Source organism: Shewanella morhuae (assembly GCF_003028295.1).
GTDB classification, from domain to species: Bacteria; Pseudomonadota; Gammaproteobacteria; order Enterobacterales; family Shewanellaceae; genus Shewanella; species Shewanella morhuae.
In genome coordinates this window covers 915760-932652 of sequence record NZ_PYSG01000002.1, presented here as the reverse complement: position 1 = coordinate 932652, position 16893 = coordinate 915760, and the positions used below count along the sequence as shown (strand labels likewise).

The 16893-nt window shown below is 43.7% G+C and carries 11 protein-coding genes; 8 read left to right on the top strand and 3 right to left on the bottom strand.

Annotation, left to right across the window (positions count from 1 at the left end; translation table 11 throughout):
* The first annotated feature begins 14 nt into the window (after positions 1 to 14).
* Positions 15 to 611, top strand: a complete 597-nt coding sequence (locus tag C9I43_RS04565) for a Yip1 family protein (protein ID WP_076498180.1) — start codon at positions 15 to 17, stop codon at positions 609 to 611.
* A 199-nt stretch (positions 612 to 810) separates the two neighbouring features.
* Here the strand turns inward: C9I43_RS04565 and glnS are convergent, their stop codons facing one another.
* From glnS to C9I43_RS04550, 3 genes are all read right to left on the bottom strand, one after another.
* Positions 811 to 2481 carry a glutamine--tRNA ligase gene (glnS, locus tag C9I43_RS04560; protein ID WP_107882387.1) on the bottom strand — a complete coding sequence of 557 codons (1671 nt, stop codon included), beginning with the start codon at positions 2479 to 2481 and terminating at the stop codon, positions 811 to 813.
* A 222-nt stretch (positions 2482 to 2703) separates the two neighbouring features.
* Positions 2704 to 4998 (bottom strand): Fe(2+) transporter permease subunit FeoB, encoded by a 2295-nt coding sequence (gene feoB, locus C9I43_RS04555; protein ID WP_107882385.1) that lies wholly within the window; start codon positions 4996 to 4998, stop codon positions 2704 to 2706.
* Positions 4991 to 5230: a FeoA family protein gene (locus tag C9I43_RS04550; RefSeq protein WP_076498175.1), complete on the bottom strand. Its 240-nt coding sequence runs from the start codon at positions 5228 to 5230 to the stop codon at positions 4991 to 4993. Before C9I43_RS04550 ends, feoB begins: the two co-directional genes overlap by 8 nt.
* A gap of 728 nt (positions 5231 to 5958) precedes the next feature.
* Here C9I43_RS04550 and C9I43_RS04545 point away from each other — a divergent pair.
* From C9I43_RS04545 to C9I43_RS04515, 7 genes are all read left to right on the top strand, one after another.
* Positions 5959 to 8448, top strand: coding sequence for an OmcA/MtrC family decaheme c-type cytochrome (locus C9I43_RS04545; RefSeq protein WP_107882383.1), 2490 nt, complete (start codon positions 5959 to 5961; stop codon positions 8446 to 8448).
* A gap of 407 nt (positions 8449 to 8855) precedes the next feature.
* A complete protein-coding gene (locus C9I43_RS04540; RefSeq protein WP_107882381.1) occupies positions 8856 to 10826 on the top strand; it encodes an OmcA/MtrC family decaheme c-type cytochrome in 1971 nt (656 codons plus the stop codon).
* Positions 10827 to 10894: 68 nt separating this feature from the next.
* Positions 10895 to 11896 carry a decaheme c-type cytochrome MtrA gene (mtrA, locus tag C9I43_RS04535; protein ID WP_107882379.1) on the top strand — a complete coding sequence of 334 codons (1002 nt, stop codon included), beginning with the start codon at positions 10895 to 10897 and terminating at the stop codon, positions 11894 to 11896.
* 12 nt (positions 11897 to 11908) lie between these two features.
* Positions 11909 to 13996, top strand: a complete 2088-nt coding sequence (locus C9I43_RS04530) for an MtrB/PioB family decaheme-associated outer membrane protein (protein ID WP_107882377.1) — start codon at positions 11909 to 11911, stop codon at positions 13994 to 13996.
* A gap of 238 nt (positions 13997 to 14234) precedes the next feature.
* The gene (locus C9I43_RS04525) at positions 14235 to 14840 is read left to right on the top strand and encodes a hypothetical protein (RefSeq protein ID WP_107882375.1); all 606 of its coding nucleotides are present in this window, start codon (positions 14235 to 14237) and stop codon (positions 14838 to 14840) included.
* A gap of 54 nt (positions 14841 to 14894) precedes the next feature.
* Positions 14895 to 15548, top strand: coding sequence for a uracil-DNA glycosylase family protein (locus C9I43_RS04520; protein ID WP_107884035.1), 654 nt, complete (start codon positions 14895 to 14897; stop codon positions 15546 to 15548).
* Between the two features lie 19 nt (positions 15549 to 15567).
* A complete protein-coding gene (locus tag C9I43_RS04515) occupies positions 15568 to 16809 on the top strand; it encodes a sugar diacid recognition domain-containing protein (protein ID WP_107882373.1) in 1242 nt (413 codons plus the stop codon).
* The last annotated feature ends 84 nt before the right edge of the window (positions 16810 to 16893 follow it).

Genomic DNA, 16893 nt, shown 5'->3' with positions numbered 1-16893 from the left:
CAAGGATAATTATAATGATACTGAATCACTTAATGGGGCTCTACATCCATCCTAAGCAAGAATGGCAAACAATTGAAAAAAATCATGAGGCACTAAAAAGTAGTTTAAGTCATGTGATGCTTATCGCCTTAATACCGGCAGTTTGCAGCTATATAGCTACGGCTTATATTGGTTGGAATCCTGGCGCTGGCGATCCAATTTACCTCACTCCACAAAGCGCCTTATTTATGTCAGCAGGCATGTACCTAGGCCTTATTGCGGGCGTCTTCGCCCTCGCCTATTTAGCCTATTGGATGGCAAAAACCTTCGATGCAAATCCAACCTACACTCAAGCATTAGAGCTTGCATCCTATACGGCAACACCGTTGTTTATGGTCGGTCTAGCCGCATTATATCCAGTACTGTGGTTTATCATGATAGTGGGATTGATTGGTTTGGCTTACTCAGTATATTTACTGTACGCGGGTGTACCCATAATTATGAATATCCCTGAAGAGAAAGGCTTTATTTATGCCAGTTCGATGGTGACCGCTGGTTTAGTGCTGTTAGTAGCGTTAATGGCAACCAGCGTTATTCTATGGAGCCTAGGCTTTGGTCCTATGTATCAATAACAACTTAAATTAACTGCAACTCACACAAGTCCATAGCTCTTTCACTAATTCCAAAAATAAAAAAGAAGGCCTAAAAGGCCTTCTTTTTTAGTCGAATTAATTGTTTGAACAACTTAGCTTCGTTTAATTGAGTGCTTAATTGAGTTGAGCTATTTGTCTCATATCATTAAACGCACTCAATCAAACCAACACTATCAAATCATTCGAAAGAATCACGCAGTGCTACGGTTAAGTTAAACACTAAATTATCTGGTGATGAATCTTTGCTGTCTGCGCAAAAATAACCTTCACGTTCAAACTGATACGCTTTTTCGGCGGGTGCATTGACTAGACTTGCTTCAGCAAAGCCTTGCACAACAATCAGTGACTCTGGGTTTAATACTTCGTCCACAGTCTCAGCTGCTGCTGGATTAGGATCGGTAAATAAACGCTGATAGAGACGGAACTGCGCAGGTTTAGCCGTTGATGCCTCAACCCAATGGATAACGCCTTTAACTTTACGGCCATCAGCTGGGTTTTTACCTAATGTCTCAGGATCATAAGTACAGTAAACTGTAGTGATATTACCATCACTGTCTTTATCGCAACGCTCAGCTTTAATCACATAAGCATTACGTAAACGTACTTCTTTACCGGTAACCAGACGTTTGTATTGTTTGTTACCTTCTTCTTTAAAGTCAGCGATATCAATTAAAATTTCACGGCCAAAGGCTAATTCACGCGTGCCCATGTTCTCATCATTTGGATGAGCGGCTGCTTGAATGAACTCAAGTTTACCTTCTACATAGTTTTCAATAATCACTTTTAATGGACGCAATACGGCCATTGCACGCGGTGCATGTTCGTTTAGTTCTTCACGAATACACGCATCTAACATGCCGACTTCAATCATATTTTCTTGCTTAGTCACACCAATACGTTGGCAGAACTCGCGAATTGATGCAGGTGTATAACCACGGCGACGTAAGCCAGCAATCGTTGGCATACGTGGGTCATCCCAACCTGATACGAGTTTACGCGCCACAAGGTCGTTCAGCTTACGCTTAGACATCAAGGTATATTCGAGATTTAAGCGTGAAAATTCGTATTGACGCGTACGATTCGGCGCTTGAAAATCATTTAAATTATCTAATACCCAATCGTATAAACGACGGTTATCTTGGAATTCTAATGTACATAAAGAATGGGTAATATGCTCTAACGCATCAGAAATACAGTGAGTAAAGTCGTACATTGGATAAATGCACCACTTGTCACCCGTTTGATGATGATGGGCAAAACGAATACGGTAGATGATTGGGTCACGCATGCACATGAATGGTGAGGCCATATCAATCTTAGCACGCAGCGCACACTCACCTTCTTTAAAACCACCGTCGCGCATCTTAGCAAATAGAGCGAGGTTTTCTTCAACTGAAGTATCGCGGAAAGGGCTGTTTTTACCTGGCTCTTTTAACGTACCACGGTACTCACGAGTTTCATCGGCATTTAAAAAACAGACGTAGGCCAAACCTTTATTAATCAGCTCAACCGCATATTGGTGCAACTGATCAAAGTAGTTTGATGAATAGCGCACATCGCCATCCCATTGGAATCCAAGCCAACGTACATCCGCCTGAATAGAATTAACATAATCAATGTCTTCTTTTTCAGGATTGGTATCGTCAAAACGTAAATTACATAGACCGTTATAGTCTCGCGCTATGCCAAAATTTAAGCAGATAGACTTAGCATGACCGATATGAAGATAGCCATTGGGTTCTGGCGGGAAACGAGTTTGTACACTCTTGTGTTTACCAGTTTTTAAATCTTCATCTATGATATTACGAATAAAGTTACTCGGACGTACTTCAGTGTCCACATGACTCATGGAATTCCTCTTTGCGAACAATGGCAATTTTAATAAAGCCAGCATGATCCTACAGATCACTACTAGTTACAATGCCTAGTGATAAAACTATCGGTTATGGCCGCGATAGTAAAACAATAAAAGCAGCTACGAAAGCTGCTTTTATCTTTACTCTTACTAAGCTGACATTTATTGCTCAGTCAGGCTTATGCAGCAAACCCGACCAGTGGCTTACTCAGTCACCTATTCAGTAATGATGCGGATCCCAGGAATGATTTGCTGAGTTCTTCTACCCTTACGTTTTAACCACAGATAAAAAGCAGCCAATGCAAATAAGAAGAAGCCAATCCACAGGCTTGATTGTAGTGGATGCTCGTTAAACGTTGTAGCTTGATACACCACAGTTGCAGTGCCATAAGCAAGTGCAAAAGTCCATGTACCGGCAAACGTTGCCCAGCGAGAACCAAACTCATGTACTAAAGCGCCCATCGCTGCAACACAAGGAGTGTAGAGCAAGATAAATAGCAAGTAAGAAAATGCCGCTATCTTAGTCGTAAATCCAGCCTGTAATGCACTAAATGTCGATGTGGCCACGCCTTGAGATTCTGCTGCAGCACTGGTGCTAGAGACATCACCAACAGATAATTTCAACGGATCCTCTAAATCTAAACCAAATAAATTAGCGGGGATCGTAGCCAACGCGGCATTAAAACTATCTGCCAACGGAGTTAACTCTGCATCATCTGCACCAGCATTGCTATAAAGACTGTTTAACGTACCCACAACAGCTTCTTTTGCAAAAATACCGGTAATAATACCCACAGTTGCGGGCCAGTTTTCTTGTTCAATCCCCATCGGCGCAAAGATTGGCGTCACTTTTTGGCTCGCAACACTGAGTAATGATGCTTGGCTCTCTTCATGGCCAAATGTGCCGTCAACACCAATAGCGTTAATAAAATTTAAAAAGGTAACGACTAAAACAATGGTTTTACCAGCACCAAAAATAAAGCTTTTAGTCCGTTTACTCGTGCGAACCATCACGGCTTTAAGTTTAGGCATCTCATAGCTTGGCAGCTCCATTACGACCGCACTACTGGTACCGGGTAACAATGTATTTCTGAGTAATAAACCGGTACCGATTGCAGCTAATATCCCAATAACATAAAGCAAGAATACTAAATTTTGCCCTGAGTCAGGGAAAAACGCTGCAGCAAATAAAGCATATACAGGTAAACGCGCGCCACATGACATAAATGGCGCCATCATACCGGTGACGATACGTTCACGCTCACTGCCTAAGGTTCGCGTCGCCATGATCGCAGGTACTGAACAGCCAAAACCCACAATCATTGGCACAAAAGCTTTGCCAGGAAGGCCAATACGACGCATCAAACCATCAACCACAAATGCCGCTCGTGCCATATAACCCGAACTTTCTAATACCGACAAGGCAAGGAATAACGCTGCAATAACCGGGATAAAGGTTGAAACAGTTTGAATACCTTGGCCAACACCACCGGCTAAAATAGTCACCAGCCAAGTTGGTGAGCCCATACTGGTTAAAAACGCTCCAAAATGGTCTACCAGTAATGCGCCAGCAAACACATCAAAGAAATCGATAAAGGCACTACCAATATTAATGCTGAACATAAACATCAAATACATCACCAATAAGAACACCGGAATACCTAACACCGGATGCAATATCAGCTTATCGAGTTTGTCACTTAATGTAAGAAAACCATCAGCTTTAACTGAACCTTGAAATACCCTTTCAACAAAGTTAAAACGAGTCGTGGCCAGCATAATTTCAATATCATGGCCTTGCTGAGAGGTATTCTGAGTACAAGTATTAATTTCACTCTGTAATTCAGCCCCTTGACTGCTACTACAACCGGCTCGATTACCTAGCAGCGCTAAAGCACGACCACGGCTTAATTCCACATCTTGATTGCAAAGTAACTTCACGCTCGTTTCAATTTGAGCGTCGTAATTAAGCATTAATGGCGCTTCAGACACTCGCCCTTGCAGTAAATCCAATACTTGCGCTTGCACTTTTTCTACATCAGCAAGATCGCGCGAACACACGCCAATTACAGGGCAACCGAGTTCTTGACTCATTTTCTTTAAGTCGACTTTTATCCCATGCTTTATCGCGACATCGATTTTATTCAATACAACGACCATAGGTACAGCAAGTTCACGCAACTGAACCGTGAGGTATAAGTGGCGCTCAATATTGGTCGCATCAACTAAATTGATAATGCCATCGACGCGTTGCTCTGCCAGATACTGCTGCGCGATTTGCTCATCTAAAGAGCAGTCACAACTATTACCCGCGGGAAGAAGATCGTAAATACCGGGTAAGTCAGTCAGATAGATATCAGCACCATTTAGGGTGAAATGGCCCGTCTTTTTCTCAACCGTCACACCAGACCAGTTGCCGACTTGTTGATTCGCGCCAGTTAGCGCGTTAAAGAGTGTCGATTTGCCCGCGTTAGGGTTACCAACGGTGACGCAATGAAACTGCTTAGCCATTCGCCTTTTCCACCTCAATGATGTCTGCCAAGTCTTTGCGCATACAAAGTTTACTACCACGAATATCCAACTCTAAACCTGAGCCCATTGGTGCGTATCGGATCAATAAAAAACGCGTATTGGGTGTTATCCCCATAGATAACAACTTGCGCTTTACGGTTTGCGGCAGATCTAAGCGCCCGACTTCAGAAATAACACCGCGATCACCGGGGCTGAGTTCGCTTAACTTCATTACGTATCCTACCTTTGCAACAGGTCCAGTTCGAAAAACTGTGCTCATTGTAACTGAGCAATGACCCTAATAACTTTACCTAGATCAAGATTTTTGATTGGTAACGATAATAGTTTTCAATTGTGTTGGCTATTATGTGACAAAAAACCTCATGAATAAACGGTCTACTGAAAATAAAAAAAACGAGTAGCAATCATTACCTCTAAGACAACTAATTTACTAACGGTCAATCTTCAACTCAAAACACTGACGCAGGCTTAATGTGTCACATAAATAGCCTCGCTAGAGCGAGTTTACTGACGTCGATGGCAAACCATTACCACAGTTTATTCATACAACTGATATTACGATATAGTCAGCCATAACATCAAAAACCTAAGCACCTGCTTTTATTAAAAAACATTGTAAAACTACCGAAGTTGAAATCGTAATCTTCTGCCACAAATAAGACTTAAGTGATTCGTGAACTACGCGTCCACCCATTTCTAATTTAAGCTTAAAAAAGTCAGTAACAACAGATATTAGAGACGCGCTTACGATGCGGCCAACTACTCCAAAAGAAATAGTCAGATCTCAGTCACATTACCCACTTAAAATAACTGATTAATCGCTGTGACTTCGCTAGCCTTACAGATGGAAACTAATTCCACACATCCTATGTGGGTAATGAGATTTATTACCATTTACCCAGTATTCGATGATGATTACAATTATTGCAGGGAAATATCATGATGAAACGGTTCAATTTCAATAGCGCAACAAAAGCGATGTTGGGTGCCGGTTTACTTTCACTACTGCTCACCGCTTGCGGTGGGAGTGATGGTAAAGATGGTGAAGATGGAAAACCAGGTCCTGTTGGCTTAGATGTCGGCCAAGCGACCACACTAAAGGCAAGTCTTGAAGGTGTAAAAATTGATAACGGCATCGTCAGTGTTGACATAGTGCTAACCAATGCTAATGGCGTTCCAGTTACTGGCTTAGAACAATATGCACAAGTCAATTCGCTAGGATTAGGGATTGCTAAGCTCAGCCCAGAAAGTGGTAAAGGCTACAAAACACCACAATGGACGAGTTATATTAACACTGTGCAAGCCGTTAATCCTGCTCGCAGCTTAACAAATTATACTTATACCGTTGGTGGCGTTGCTAAAGACGTTAAATTTACGCCCGGTGATGCAATTCAAGCCAATATTGAATCAAGCTGTAAAACAGCTTGTTTAACTGTGGTTGATGCTGGTGTTTATCGATACACATTTAAAGCCAACTTAAGCGCATTAAACCCTATAGATGGTCTAGATTTAACCTACGATCCAGCATTAGTGCACCGCATTACGTTAGAGCTTCAAACTGATGGTAGTAAAGACGCTAAATTAGTGAATAGTCATATCGACTTTTTACCTAGTGATAACTTTAAAGAAGCCGCTGCAACAGATACACGTACAGTGGTCGATTTAGAAGCAAACTGTATTAAGTGTCACAACACAAATTACAGTGATACCTCTTCGACTGCTAAACCGCTAGCACTTCACGGTGGTAAGCGTATCGCGATTGCTAACTGTCAGGTTTGTCATAATAGTTACAGTAAAGACCCTGAAACAGGCGCATCTTTAGATATGGGCGCTATGGTTCATGCTATCCACAAAGGCACCTATACCATGGTGGGCTATGGCGGAACCATTTATGACTTTAGTGGCACAATACCTAAAGCGGAATACCCATTATTCCGTGAAGGCAAAGACGTTTCTGAACGTGTTACATTACCTGTTTCTATCGGTACCTGTGAATCTTGCCACAGTACTGATGGCAAAGGGCCTGTTGATGCTGATAACTTCAAACATCACAGAGGATTAGCCTGCGCATCGTGCCATATGACAGGTTTCAACCCTGTTGATAACAGTGAATGGTTAACACCACCTGAAGGCCAAAAGGACCGTGGTTTTGTAGGTAACTACTTCCACTACTACGCCACACCTGAGATTGATGGCATTCCAGGTGCAGACCTCGTTAATGTTTTCCAAAACGGAGGTTGCGCAGCATGTCACGCAGCTGAGGGCGAAGAAGGCAGTGCTAAATATCACTTAGCGAAAACGGTAGTCACTAAGAGTATTCGTGACGAATATGCTTATAAATTAGGTAATGGTACGTTTGATGCGTCAGGCAACAAACTCACATTCACCGTTCAGTGGCATAACGATACCGCACCTAACGCCGATACATCAGTAAAAGCATTGTGGTTAGTTGCAGCAGCTCTGGATAAGGAATACCAAATTGGCTATAAAGCCTCAACATTTGGTACCCACCCAGGACGTTTTTCAGTCAATCTGGTAAAAGAGTATCCAGCTATCACCATGGCACAAACGGGTAATACGCTCACTTACACCATTGCTGGCATCACACAACCTGACATGATTGCTTTGAAAAAAGGAACGCTATCAGCCAAGCTATTTGTCTGTGCAGACCAATCAGAAACTAAAGCCGTCGATTGTTCAGATACCACTATCACTCATAAAACTGAAGTGATTATTGCTGCAAACCAAGCCAATTTTGCGGGCATTAGTGCAGGCGACTCACCTTTTGTTGCTCGCAATGTGGTTGCCTCAGAAGCTAAATGCGCTAACTGTCATGGTAAGCAGGCTGATTTCTCTGTTGCACACTCACGTGTCAGGCCAACGGGTTCACCAGATAGTGGCTGTAGTAGTTGCCATACTTCAGAGCCTAACACTGCCGTTGCATTAACTGATGGCAGCTGTGTCACTTGTCACAACAACTCACTCACTGCAGTAAATAGTACCGGCCATAGTGCGGGTCGAGCTAAAGATTTCAGTCGTGGGTTTGATTTTAAAGTCATGGTTCACCAAATACACGCTAACACGCGTAGTGGACGTTTTGGTAGCTATACAACAGATGTCACCTTCCCTGAAAATCCAGCTAACTGCGCCGTGTGCCACGACAAGGGGCAACTAAACTTAGCGACACTTGGCGATAAACCTGTGTTTATTGCAAGCACTGGGGAGTACTCACCAACGGTTGCAGCCTGTGCATCTTGCCATGCCCCAACCGCTGAAGGTAATAGTGCTGTGATTGGCCACTTTGAGACTAACGGTGGTGTGTATAACGGTGCTGCTGGCACTTATACCCCAGGTAGCGAAACCTGTGCTACCTGTCACGGCGAAGGTAAATCATCGGGCGTGGATAAAGTTCATCCAGTGAAATACTAATATGAACCAGAACCACGAATAGTCATCACTGATGGTCTAATATTCGTGACTCACATTAGGTTTAGTAAATCCCCCGCTCTGCGGGGGATTTTTTTATACCTCACCAAGGATTAAGTTCTTGGTTTTATAGCACAAAGATTATTGATACAACGCTGATAAAAACTGCTGTTTTTTCGTTCTAAAATCATTTTTTGCCCTCGCTTTAAATACCCCTTTAGAAATAGAAAGATCCAAGTCACACATTAGCAAAGGCCTTGGAGATTTTAAGGTCATGTTAGGTTAGCCTTTCCTTGGGGAATTCTATTTCCAGCATCCACTTAATACTTCTACTGGCCAAAAATACAGACATAGATCTGTTGGCTTTAGAACATAACGTTTAAGTAATGCCAAACCTATGCAGGGAAAAAATGATGAACACACATAAAACTAAAATCGCACTGTTGCTCGCAGCAAGTGCAGTGACTATGGCCTTAACGGGTTGTGGTGGCAGCGATGGTAATTCTGGTGAACCGGGTGAACCTGGCGGTGAACCCGCAGGCGCTATTAAAACGCTTAATTTCACGTTCGAAAAAGCAATAATAACTGATGGTCTACCTCGTGTTGATTTTCGCGTTACTAACGAAGATGACATGCCAGTTGTCGGCTTACAGTATTTCAAATTTTATGCCGAACAACTGGTACCACAAGGTGCAACAGGGGCGGGTAATGCCTCCCAGTGGCAATATCTTATTGACGAGACCTGTGATTTAACGCCTCAAGTTAAAAAATGCGCCGGCAGCTTAGTTGATAACAAAAATGGCAGCTACAGCTATAGCTTCAGCACTAACCTCAACTCAAGCACTCGTGCAGCCTATAACAGTGAATTAGCACAACGTATTGTGCTAAACAACTATATCCGTGGCACAACCCCAGCGCCACTACCAGATGGCACTACGCTGCCCGTATTTACCGGCATATTTGATTACGTTGCAGACACTGGCGCAGAAGCAACCTATAGCCGTAAAATCGTCACTACTGCCAGCTGTAATACTTGCCACGAAGATGTCATCAACGCTAAACACTACACCAGCGATGTCAACTTCTGCGCCAGTTGCCATACCGAAGGTAAAGCAAAACCTGGCAATGAGTTCAATGTTTTGGTTCACGCAAAACACAAAGACTTAACCTTAGGCTCATTAGACAGCTGTCAAAGCTGCCACACAGCCAGTGATGCGGCGCCAGATTGGGGTAATTGGTCACGTATTCCAACGGCTGCCACCTGCGGAAGCTGTCATAGCAATATCGATTTCGCAGCGGGTAAAGGTCACTCACAACAGCTAGATAACTCTAATTGTATTGCCTGCCATAACAGTAATTGGACTGCTGAAATACACACTGGCAAGACTGCCGATAAGAAAGCGGTTATTGCGCAGTTAGGTATGTCAGCAGTATTAGCCGCTCAAGCTGATGATGCTGCGGTATTAACAGTCTCTATCTTAGATAAAGACGGTAACGCTATTGATGCTGCCACAGTTCAAGACAAAATCAAACGCTTAGAAACAGCAACGAACGTTGGCCCTAATTTCCCAATCATGGGTTACAACCCAAGCCCAGGTAGTGGAAAAGCCAAAATAGCTAAAGATTTAATTTTGGATGGTGCACTGCAAGCAGATGTAAGCATCGTTGACGGTAAACTGGTATTCACAACACCTGCCCTACCTTTCGGTGCTGGCGACACAGATACTGCCTTTACCTTTATCGGCTTAGAAATGTGTAACACTGGCACAACTTTAACAGCATGTACCACTGACAGCGCCACAACCAGTATGAAGTCTGCACTAGCCTTTGGTACTAAGTCAGGAAAAGCACCTAGCATGCGCCATGTTAACTCTGTTGAGTTTAGCACTTGCCAAGGCTGTCACAGTGATACCTTCGAAATCCACAAAGGCCATCACTCAGGTTTTGTGATGACAGAACAAGTATCACATGCCAAAGATGCTAACGGTAAAGCGATCATTGGTGTTGATGCTTGTGTCGCTTGTCATACACCTGATGGTACTTATGCCTCTGGCGCAAACAAAGGTGCATTTGAGATGAAACTGCACGTGGTTCACGGCAAACAGGGTGTCATTAAAGAATGTACTCAATGTCATAACGACTTCAACCTAGATGCATTCAAGGTCAAAGGCGCATTGGCAACATCTGCAGGTAAGTACACCACGCCAATCACTGCAACTTGTACTTCATGCCATACGCCAGAGTCTATTGGCCATGGCTTAGAGAATATGGGCGCGATAGTGAACGGCGATTATGTTCAAGCTAACCAAGCGGCGCAGTCAGAAACCTGTTTCTACTGTCACAAACCCACACCAACAGATCACACTCAGGTGAAAATGTAATTTGCCCAAGCAGGGGGAGCTCTATCCCCCTTTCTTGAATATTGTTGGGACAAATTGGGAAGCCTATTATGAAAAACAACTTAAAAATTAAAAACCTACTGCCGGTACTGGTCATCTCTTTGACCATGTCAGCGGTGATGTCATTATGCATAACACCGAGCGCTTACGCCTCAAAGTGGGATGAAAAAATGACTCCTGAGCAAGTTGAAGCCACATTGGATAAAAAGTTCGCCGAAGGCAACTATTCCCCCAAAGGTGCTGATTCTTGTTTAATGTGCCATAAAAAATCTGAAAAAGTGATGGACCTTTTCAAAGGTGTCCATGGTGCAATCGACTCATCGAAAAGCCCAATGGCTGGCCTACAATGTGAAGCCTGTCATGGTCCTTTAGGTCAACACAACAAAGGCGGCAATGAGCCGATGATCACTTTTGGGAAGTTATCGACCTTAAGTGCAGACAAGCAAAACAGTGTGTGTATGAGCTGTCACCTAGACGATAAACGTATGTCTTGGAACGCGGATCACCATGACAATGCCGATGTTGCTTGTGCCTCTTGCCACCAAGTGCATGTGGCAAAAGATCCTGTGTTATCAAAAAATACTGAAATGGAAGTCTGTACTAGCTGCCACACTAAGCAAAAAGCAGACATGAACAAGCGCTCAAGTCACCCACTGAAATGGGCTCAAATGACCTGTAGCGATTGCCATAATCCCCATGGGAGCATGACGGATTCCGATCTTAACAAGCCTACCATCAACGAAACTTGTTATTCCTGCCACGCCGAAAAACGCGGTCCAAAATTGTGGGAACATGCTCCCGTTACGGAGAATTGTGTTACATGCCACAATCCTCACGGCAGCGTGAACGATGCCATGTTGAAAACCCGCGCACCGCAGCTGTGTCAGCAATGTCACGCTAGCGATGGCCACGCCAGCAATGCTTATTTAGGTAATACAGGGTTAGGCTCAAATGTCGGTGACAATGCCTTTACGGGTGGAAAGAGCTGTTTAAATTGCCACAGTCAGATCCATGGTTCAAACCATCCATCTGGCAAGCTATTACAGCGCTAAGGAGACGAGAAAATGAAATTTAAACTCAATTTGATCACTCTGGCGTTACTAGCAAACACAGGTTTTGCAATAGCGGCCGATGGGTATGGTTTGGCCAATGCCAATACTGAAAAAGTCAAAATGTCCGCTTGGAGCTGTAAAGGCTGCCTTGTTGAAACCGGAACATCAGGCACAGTAGGCGTAGGGATTGGTTACAACAACGAAGCTGATATTCGCTCAGCGAATGCCTTTGGCACTTCAAATGAAGTCGCGGGTAAGTTTGATGCAGACTTAGCCTTTCGCGGTGAAAAAGGTTATCGCGCCAGCGTTGAAGCTTATCAGCTGGGGATGGATGGCGGCCGCTTAGATGTGAACGCCGGCAAACCAGGCCAATATAATGTCAATGTTAACTATCGCCAGATTGCCACGTACAACAGCAATAGTGCCTTAACGCCCTACTCCGGCATGGGTGGTAACCACTTAACCCTACCAGACAACTGGATAACGGCGGGTTCAAGCAGCCAAATGCCTTTGTTATTGGATAACCTCAATGCCTTAGAACTGTCGCTTAAACGTGAACGCACAGGTTTAGGGTTTGATTATCAAGGTGAATCGCTGTGGAGCACACATGTGAGCTACATGCGTGAAGAAAAAACCGGTTTGAAAAAAACATCAGGTGGATTCTTCAACCAATCGATGATGCTCGCTGAGCCTGTGGATTACACCACTGACTCCATCGAAGCTGGCATCAAGCTTAAAGGCGATCGTTGGTTTACTGCACTTAACTACAACGGCTCGATTTTTAAGAACGAGTACAACCAGTTAAACTTCGACAGCGCTTTCAATCCTACTTTTGGCGCACAAACCTCGGGTACTCTCGCCCTTGACCCAGATAATCAGGCACATACAGTGTCGTTAGTGGGTCAATATAACGACAGTACCCATGTATTCACTGGCCGTTTACTTGCCGGGCAGATGAGTCAAGACCAAGCGTTAGTGACTTCAGGTTATGGTTATCAAGTGCCAACTGAAGCTGTTGATGCCAAAGTTGACCTTATCGGTTTAAACTTAAAAGTGGTCAGCAAAGTGACTAACTCACTGCGTTTAAGTGGTAGCTACGACTATAACGACCGTGATAACAATACGCAGATTGAACAGTGGACCCAAGTCAGCATCAACAATGTCAACGGTAAGGTGGCCTATAACACGCCTTACGATAACACCAGCCAACGCGTCAAAGTGGCGGCGGATTATCGTATTACCAACGGCATGAAGCTTGATGGCGGCTATGATTTCAAACGTGACGAACGTAATTATCAAGACCGTGAAACTACGGATGAAAACACTGTCTGGGCACGTTTTCGAGTTAATAGTTTCGAGATGTGGGATATGTGGGTAAAGGGCAGCTACGGTCAACGTGATGGCTCGCAATACCAAGCCTCTGAATGGACATCGTCTGAAACCAACAGCCTGTTACGTAAGTATAATCTGGCTAATCGTGACAGAACCCAAGTCGAAGCTCGTGTTACTCACTCGCCTATCGAAAGCCTGACGATTGATTTAGGTGCTCGCTATGCCCTTGATGACTACAGCGATACTGTGATTGGTTTAACTGAGTCAAAAGACACCAGTTATGATGCTAACATCAGCTACATGATCACCGATGACATACTGGCAACGGCATTTTACAATTATCAAACGATTAAATCTGAACAAGCTGGTAGCAGTAATTACAGCACACCAACCTGGACTGGATTAATTGAAGATCAGATTGATGTTGTTGGCGCAGGCCTAAGTTACAACAACCTATTCGAAAATAAGTTACGTCTAGGGCTGGATTATACTTACTCAGACTCCGACAGTAACACTCAAGTCAGACAAGGTATCACCGGTGACTATGGCGATTATTTTGCCAAAGTACACAACGTTAACCTATACGCTCAATATCAAGCCAGCGAGAAAATGGCGCTACGCTTTGATTACAAAATTGAGAATTATGAGGATAATGATGCCGCCAATGATATCGCCGTTGATGGGATTTGGAACGTTGTAGGCTTTGGCAGTAATAGCCATGATTACACGGCGCAGATGATCATGCTGAGCATGAGCTACAAAATCTAATCAATAGCTATACTCATATTCAAAATCAGCATTTAAAATTAGCATCTAAAACCCGCATTTTGCGGGTTTTTTTCTCGTAATATCCCCCACTAAAGTCAGTAAATCACGGTAGATGATATGAGAATCTTGAATAAGATCAGACTCTGGCACTAAAGTTAGCCTATAAAAACCTTATTCCTTGAGTTTTGGTTCACTTTAGCGGATCTTAATTCAATCTTTTGGTTAATCTTCTGAGCTCATGCGTATTTATTCTCCAGTCACCCAATATCAATGGCTATCATCAACTCCTGCCTTATTAGGGTTGAGCCTGCTGCCTATGCCCGTTATGGCATTTGACCCATCTGGCGGCACTGCTAGCCTGTTTATCATTCTCGGCCTTGGCGGATTTACCTTAATCAACCTGCTTTTACAGGGCTTATTCTTTTTCGCGGGAAAGTATCGCAATGCCACATTTGCCAAACGTCACGTATTAAGCGCACTGATTATCCCCTTAATGGCGATTGCATTAGCCATTTATGACCACAGAGGTTGGAGTGATTTGGCCCTTAACTTAGGCATTATTTGTGTGGGTATTGGGTTGATTCTATTACCGCTACAGCTTTGCCAAATTGAAAAAGTGGCGAATCATAATGCTGACTGGATAATCAGCGTGGGTGCATTATTTATCTTAGCCCTAAGCTACGTGATTGCGCCATTCGCCTTTTTTACCATTGTGTTAGCCCACATCTGCTTGGCCTCTTCACCCAGTAAAGCACCTAAACGATTAAGTTATCTAGGCTTAGCGCTTGGTTATGCGCTTTTTGGCTACTGGGTATACCAAACTATAATGATGCTGCAATCTTAATCGCCTATGAATACATTAACTAAAGTGCCGCCTCACCCATCCTCTTCTGCGCCCATGGATGAGCTATTGATAAAAATTAGAGCCTGCACACTATGTCAGGCCTATTTACCCTTAGCGCCCAAACCGATATTACAGGCCAGTAGCCAAGCGAGGATTTTAATTGCTGGCCAAGCACCGGGCGTTAAAACCCATCACAAAGGTATTCCCTTTGATGATGCCAGCGGCGAGCGTTTACGTACTTGGTTAGATGTCACGCGAGAACAATTTTACGATCCGACTCTTTTTGCTATTGTGCCGATGGGATTTTGTTTTCCCGGTAGTATTGAGAAAAATGGCAAAAAACAAGGCGATAAACCTCCTCGACCCGAATGCGCTGCCACCTGGCATCAACAGTTACTCGCCTTAATGCCACATATTGAGTTAATCGTAATCCTCGGACAGTATGCGATTGATTACCACCTGCCCCGCGAGCCTATTGATCTACTCAGTACAACAGCACAGGCTAGCAAGACGCACTCAAAAAGCATTAAAGTAAAATCAATCACAGTGACGCAAGCAACTGTGCAGTGGCAGCAATATTGGCCTAAATACATTGTGTTGCCCCACCCAAGCCCTCGCAATAATCTCTGGCTGAAGCGCAATCCCGAATTTGAGCGCGATATGCTACCCAAACTCAAAATGCGCATTGCGTCGCTATTACACCCTTAACAATATACTGGGCACTTGTATGTATCTGCTTGATTCTGCTATTGCTAAACAGATTGTGAGCCGCACAATGAAAATCATCGGCCACAATATTAATGTGATGAACGGCCAAGGAGTGATTTTAGGCTCTGGCGATCCTAAACGCATTGGTTCAATCCATGAGGGCGCACTGCTAGCGATTGCACAAAACCGTAATGTAGAAATCAATCAACAAGTTGCCTCTGGGCTACATGGCGTAAAACCCGGTATCAATTTACCCTTACATTATCAAGGGCAAATCGTTGGTGTGGTGGGTATTACAGGCGAACCAAGTGAGTTAACTCATTACGGTGAATTGCTCAAAATGACCGCTGAAATAATTGTCGAACAAGCGAATCTTCAAGATAAATTACAGTGGGAGAACCGCCAACGGGAAGAGTTTATTCTGCAGCTAATCAAAGCTGAGAATAACGATGATGAGCAGTTGCAACGCTGGGCGAAACAACTTGAGATTGATATTAATCTTCCACGAGTCGCCGCGATTATTGAAATCAGTGAGATCGATTCACCGCGACATCTCTCAAAAAATAATGTGCCGACACCCATCATAAACCTAAGCCAAAAAAATCGTCAGCCCAATGATGAACACAATCCCAGAGTCAGTGAAACACTGAAGCAAGTGCTACATTTGTTGCAATATCCCGATCGAGGTAACTTAATTGCCATGACCTCAATGTCGCAACTGGTTATCTTAAAACCAGCCTTTTTAGATGGTAAACAATGGGATCCTGAGCTTGAAAATCAGCGTATCGACAAACTGCTACAACGCTTACCGGCACAAATGGATTTACACTTTAAAATTGCCCTTGGGCATTTTTTCCCTGAAAAAGGAGGCATCACGCGCTCCTATCAAACAGCGCAAGAAACCTTAACCTTAGGTAAGCAACTTAACCCTGAAGCTAATAAGTACTTGTTCGAAACCTATTCACTACAAGTGCTGCTTGCAGGGCTTAAACATGATTGGCGCGGTCAAGCCCTAGCATCACCTTATCAGCAACTGGCTAAGGCCGATAAAAATGGACAGTTACGTAAAACCTTAGCGGCGTATATCACTCACTTTGGTGATGCGCAGCAATGTGCTAATGCACTGTTTATTCACCGTAATACCTTAAGATACCGCCTCGATAAAATTCAACAGATTACTCAAGCTGATATTCAATCACTACATGGATTGTTAAGCCTGTATTTAGGACAATTAATCGATACTTCCACCCGTTCGCTTTAATCCGTCGATAAACATAAACGCGGCGGTCAAGCCTGTTTTTTTAACGGTTAAATAACCTGATCTCGGGATAAGCTCTGCGTCTCT

Bases quoted from the DNA above. Each gene is read 5' to 3' on its own strand.
- C9I43_RS04550 (WP_076498175.1), bottom strand. From the start codon at position 5,230: ATGAAGTTAAGCGAACTCAGCCCCGGTGATCGCGGTGTTATTTCTGAA.
- C9I43_RS04525 (WP_107882375.1), top strand. From the start codon at position 14,235: ATGCGTATTTATTCTCCAGTCACCCAATATCAATGGCTATCATCAACT.
- mtrA (WP_107882379.1), top strand. From the start codon at position 10,895: ATGAAAAACAACTTAAAAATTAAAAACCTACTGCCGGTACTGGTCATC.
- C9I43_RS04515 (WP_107882373.1), top strand. From the start codon at position 15,568: ATGTATCTGCTTGATTCTGCTATTGCTAAACAGATTGTGAGCCGCACA.
- feoB (WP_107882385.1), bottom strand. From the start codon at position 4,998: ATGGCTAAGCAGTTTCATTGCGTCACCGTTGGTAACCCTAACGCGGGC.
- C9I43_RS04540 (WP_107882381.1), top strand. From the start codon at position 8,856: ATGATGAACACACATAAAACTAAAATCGCACTGTTGCTCGCAGCAAGT.
- C9I43_RS04530 (WP_107882377.1), top strand. From the start codon at position 11,909: ATGAAATTTAAACTCAATTTGATCACTCTGGCGTTACTAGCAAACACA.
- C9I43_RS04520 (WP_107884035.1), top strand. From the start codon at position 14,895: ATGGATGAGCTATTGATAAAAATTAGAGCCTGCACACTATGTCAGGCC.
- glnS (WP_107882387.1), bottom strand. From the start codon at position 2,481: ATGAGTCATGTGGACACTGAAGTACGTCCGAGTAACTTTATTCGTAAT.
- C9I43_RS04545 (WP_107882383.1), top strand. From the start codon at position 5,959: ATGATGAAACGGTTCAATTTCAATAGCGCAACAAAAGCGATGTTGGGT.
- C9I43_RS04565 (WP_076498180.1), top strand. From the start codon at position 15: ATGATACTGAATCACTTAATGGGGCTCTACATCCATCCTAAGCAAGAA.